Raw genomic sequence first — 4418 nt, 5'->3', positions numbered from 1 at the left:
ACCCGCCTCGATACGCCGCCCTTCTCAAACCGTCATCACCCATTTTCCGCCATAGCTCTGAAAGCGCTGCCGAAGCCCACATGCTCTCGCGCCGCAAAGCGCGGTTCCTATCGATGGCGAACTGTGCCACTGGAACCCTCATGCGGGCTTGCACCGTCACCGACCACGAGTTGGAGGAGTTGCTCGTAAGTCGCGGATAATGAACATATTCTGGCCCGCCTTCAGACACACCTTCTTTCTGTGGAGCTTGTAATGGACAGCGTGACGCCTGGCAGCAATATCAATCCTTGCGTTGAATTGATGGAAGCCTGCGGAGAGTGGTTCGTCCGTGTGGTCGATGGCGACGAAGAAACAACTCGAGCATTCGAACTGGAGTCGTTTGCCCTAGCTTATGCCGAGGGCCAGCGAAGACGTCTCGGACTTGTCGATTTCGATCGGCTTTAAGCTGACTGTTGGGGAATGGCCTGTGCGATTGGGGCTCTGGGGGCGGATGCCGCACTGGGCTGGAATATCGGTTGGGAGAACGACCGAAATGGCTTTGTGCGATGAACTGAGCGACGTGTCGATGGAGTTTCACTGTCCGGCCTGTTCACACCATATGGTCAGGTCCGGTTCCTGGCTCCGCACAGTCGGAAGCTTCAGATGCGACAGCTGCAAAGCTATGGTGCGCATAGGCTATGAAAAGAAGCTGTCGATTTTTGCAGGCTACCTGAAATTCCGGCAACAGCCTGGGAGCGGCGGGGCGCCATCACGTCAGGCCCCTCAGTCGGATCGATCAATTCGGCGCTTCCGTCCGCATGGAGCATAAAACCTGGCGGCCCGGCGGTTGACGATTTGGGGCACTCAGTCAGCTGCCGAGCCTAACCGGCGGTTTGTTGGGGTGTGTGTGTCGCCGCCGGCTCGGGCAAAAATGCGCCGAGCCCAAGAGACTGGCATCATTCGAACGGCAAGGCGAGCTTGGACGAGGCACTCTCGGAAGAAGCCAGCGACCCATCCCGGCGCACAGTCGCATCGACGAGCCAGGCACCACCCGGCCCAATCTATAAATTAGATATCGCTAATCCTTGACGCCGCAATTTCGCGCTCCAGAATCAAGGCATGGCACGGGGCAGCATCAAGGTCGGCGACGAGGTCATGGCCACCGTCATCAAGCGCGTGACCGACGACCGCATCAGCGTTTCAATCCCAAGCTATAATTTCCACCATTCCATCGAGGTCGTGAAGGGTCAGCCAATCGAGTTGATCAGCGGCAAGGTAACGGTGACATTGGGAACCACGGACACGGTCGATCAGGACAAGGTGCGCCTGTTACAGAGCTACGTTCCGCCGACGCGAAACAAGGCGCTGATCGATGGGGCAGACTGACAAGAGATCGGCGACAGGCAGTCCCTAAGTTAATTGCGCTCCTTTAGAAAGCGCGCCTCGCGCAACAGCCAGCTCCAGTCGGTGCCGATGAGCTTGATCAGGTCGTTCGCCTGCTGCTCGGAAATGTCCGCTTCTTCAGCCAATCGTCGAGCAAGCAGTTGTCGTCCTGTTTTCTCGCGTTCATCACCATCTTTCACCATTGGACCTACTCCAACCCCAAACCTAACCACGCCCGCTGCTCTGAGTGGGGCAAAGCATGGAGTGCTGGCGTGGGCCAGCATAGGTCAACGAGCGGCCCAAGGGTTGGTTGCGAAGGACGAAGCCGAAGGCTGGCGCCGATTTTTTTCAGCACTTTTCGACCAGCCTTGACGGCCAAAATCGCCAGACCCAAGCCCAATGCGCGTCAAGCGCGTCACCTCGGTAGCCGGGTATTGGCGTCTTCAAACGCCTTTGCCGAAGACGTTGGCGGCCTGCGGAAGTCGCGCCCTTTGCCCTGCGCACACGGTCGGTCCATCCACAAGGTACGGAGGCGCATCAAGGCCAATGGATCATTCAGACCGAATGTCTGAAACGGGGCCGTTTGCGGACCGGCTGCTTCAGGCGGCAAATCTTCAAGCCGGACATTACGGTCACCGTGAGCATTGTCGTGACCTGGCCCGATGCTGCCGTTCAGTCTCACGATCAGGAAGGTCCTAGAATGTGAGAAAAGGCGACATGGGATCGCGACAGAAAACTAAAATATCGGAACGTTGCTTCACTCGAGCCCGATCCACACAAAGCCGTCCTGCTTTCGGCAGGGGTATACGATCAGTTTTGCGCGGTTTTTCGAAATGTTACCCGCGAATTCATAGCCCGGCGCAGTACCATCCTGCTGCAGCTGCGCCCACCCCCTGATTTCGCCGGTAGACAGGTCGAAACAACTCTGATGCCAGCGGCAGACCAGGCCAAGATCTGCAGTGATCGTGCTCTCCGTGTGCGGGAGCTTCAGCTTTTCGGCCTGAGTGGAACTTCGCCTTTCGTAGAGCGGCAGATGAAGATGCGGGCAGGCATTGTTGAAGGCGCAATAGTTGTCGGATCCGCGAACGACGACGATATCGCAATCTTCAAAATCGAGAATCCGGCGTTCGTAGGGCTTAAGCTCGTCTTCGGAAAAAGCGCGAACCCACCTCCTGCCGCCCTGACGGATAGTCTCGCGAAGCCCCTTGGCATTCAGGTCGGCGTCAATTTCCGGCTTCAGCCTGACTATTTCGAACAGGCTTGTGCGCTCGGCGGTACCGCGAAGGCGTACCCTGACGAAGTCGCCGATTTCCACCTTGTCGGCGATCTGGTCGCGAAGGGCCTCTGATATTAGCAATCGCGTACCGGCATCTTTATTGGCGGCCTCGACCCGGCTGGCCAGATTTACAACGTCGCCGATGGCCGTGAGACGTTCGTGTCCAGCAAAACCCAATGTGCCGATGACGGCTTCGCCATAGTTGAGGCCGATACGAATATCGAAATCGATGCCATACATCGAGGCAAAGAAAGGCTTCAGACGATCGACCGTGGCGAGGGTCTGAAGTGCGGCGTTCACGGCGCGGAGCGGAGCGTCTGGCTGGTCGTCGATACCGAATATTGCCATGAGCCCATCGCCGATCAGTTTGTCCACGAAACCGCCATTCTGCTCGATGATGTCGCCGACTTGGGCAAAGTAGCGATTGAGCAGATACATCACGTCGTAGGGCGAAAGCCGCTCCGACAGCGCTGTGAAATCAACAATGTCACTGAAGAAGACCGCAACATGCCTTGCTTCGCCGCAACGAGTCGCGGCAGAAGTGCCAAGCTGACTGGTGATCATCATGTCGGTTTCGTCTAGCACCAGGCGTCGGACGCGAAGCTCGCCTTCCGGCCTGAGCTGACAGGCCAGCCGAACCTCATCGGCCAATCTCAACCGGTTCGCCATTAGGGTTTCGTCCGGATTCCGGTCCGGGCAAGCCTCAAGGCCATCGAGAACCCAAACGCGGCATGTCGAGCATTTCGCCCTACCGCCGCATGCGTGGGCAAATGGCACGCCCGACCTGAGAGCCGCCTCAAGCAAGGTCTCATCCGCGGCCACGTCGAAATCCACTCTGTCGGGTAAAGCGGTTACTTTGGTCATATCACCGAACACAGGTCCGTCGCGTTAACTGGCTTCTCAGTGTAGCACCAATCGGCTCAGGCAATAGAATCGTGCAAAATTCGAACACCAACGAAGCCTAAATGGTTTCGTTGCGGGGACCGGACCATAAGACCGCTTGCATCAGCAGGGACCGCTGCTGAGCAGACAACGAGGGTTGATCATGGCGCGGATCGTATTGGTGACGTTGCAGAGCAGAAACCGGCTTCCTCGAGATGCGACAACAAGGCAGCAACGATGTACGCCTACTATCAACGCGCGAAGCAGACCATCTCGCTCTAACCGTCAAACTTCCGTCAATGGCGCAACCGCGACCTCCGGCGTGGTCGTCGGCAATGTCTGCTTTCAGGCGGTAGCAAAGCTGACCTCAACGGCCGAGATCAGGCGGTGAGTTCAATAGGTCATTGCAACACCCTCTGTAGCCTATCGGCCGGCGTTTCGAAGTCCAGGATTTTTCGGGGGCGCTGATTGAGCCGCAGGGCGACGGCGTTGAGTTGGTCCTGCGAGACGTGGGAGAAGTTGGTTGCTCTGGGGAAGTACTGCCTGAGCAGACCGTTGGTATTTTCGTTGCTGCCGCGCTGCCAGGGACTGCGCGGATCGCAGAAGTAGACCTGTAGGTCGGTGGCAACGGTGAAGCTCTTGTGACGAGCCATCTCCTTGCCCTGGTCCCATGTCAACGAGCGCCGCAACTCTTCGGGCAATGTGCCGATCTTCTCGGCGATGGCCCTCACGACGGTCGCCGAGTCCCTTCTCGCCAACTTCACAAGCATAGTGAACCGGCTGTGTCGCTCGACGAGGGTGGCGATGTTCGTGTCGTTAGCACCGGTGAGCAGATCACTCGGGACTGTCAGGAATTCCGTGTGCGGGCGGGCTGTTGAACATTATGCAGCCATTGCCC

4 protein-coding genes and 1 pseudogene are annotated in these 4418 nt (G+C 57.8%); 2 read left to right on the top strand and 3 right to left on the bottom strand.

All coding sequences use genetic code 11. From position 1 onward, the window contains the following. Positions 1-252: 252 nt before the first annotated feature. The gene (locus QQK95_RS17485) at positions 253-444 is read left to right on the top strand and encodes a hypothetical protein (RefSeq protein ID WP_240565402.1); all 192 of its coding nucleotides are present in this window, start codon (positions 253-255) and stop codon (positions 442-444) included. Between the two features lie 654 nt (positions 445-1098). Further along, complete coding sequence (locus QQK95_RS17480) at positions 1099-1365, top strand: hypothetical protein (protein WP_240565403.1); 267 nt, start codon at positions 1099-1101, stop codon at positions 1363-1365. Positions 1366-1394: 29 nt separating this feature from the next. Here the strand turns inward: QQK95_RS17480 and QQK95_RS17475 are convergent, their stop codons facing one another. From QQK95_RS17475 to QQK95_RS17465, 3 genes and pseudogenes are all read right to left on the bottom strand, one after another. After that, entirely contained in the window at positions 1395-1565 is a 171-nt protein-coding gene (locus QQK95_RS17475) for a hypothetical protein (protein WP_240565404.1), read from the bottom strand. A 554-nt stretch (positions 1566-2119) separates the two neighbouring features. Next, on the bottom strand, positions 2120-3502 hold the full coding sequence (locus QQK95_RS17470) for an adenylate/guanylate cyclase domain-containing protein (protein WP_284274940.1): 1383 nt from the start codon (positions 3500-3502) through the stop codon (positions 2120-2122). Positions 3503-3921: 419 nt separating this feature from the next. Then, positions 3922-4356 (bottom strand): annotated as a pseudogene (locus QQK95_RS17465) (IS30 family transposase); the annotation flags it as partial. Between the last annotated feature and the right edge of the window lie 62 nt (positions 4357-4418).

This window comes from Mesorhizobium huakuii, assembly GCF_030160235.1.
Lineage (GTDB): Bacteria > Pseudomonadota > Alphaproteobacteria > Rhizobiales > Rhizobiaceae > Mesorhizobium > Mesorhizobium huakuii.
The sequence above is the reverse complement of the archived record's forward strand: the minus strand, read 5'-3'. Positions and strand labels throughout refer to the sequence as shown.

Excerpts from the sequence above, each read along its gene's own strand:
- QQK95_RS17485 (WP_240565402.1), top strand. The coding sequence starts at position 253 with ATGGACAGCGTGACGCCTGGCAGCAATATCAATCCTTGCGTTGAATTG.
- QQK95_RS17470 (WP_284274940.1), bottom strand. The coding sequence starts at position 3,502 with ATGACCAAAGTAACCGCTTTACCCGACAGAGTGGATTTCGACGTGGCC.
- QQK95_RS17480 (WP_240565403.1), top strand. The coding sequence starts at position 1,099 with ATGGCACGGGGCAGCATCAAGGTCGGCGACGAGGTCATGGCCACCGTC.
- QQK95_RS17475 (WP_240565404.1), bottom strand. The coding sequence starts at position 1,565 with ATGGTGAAAGATGGTGATGAACGCGAGAAAACAGGACGACAACTGCTT.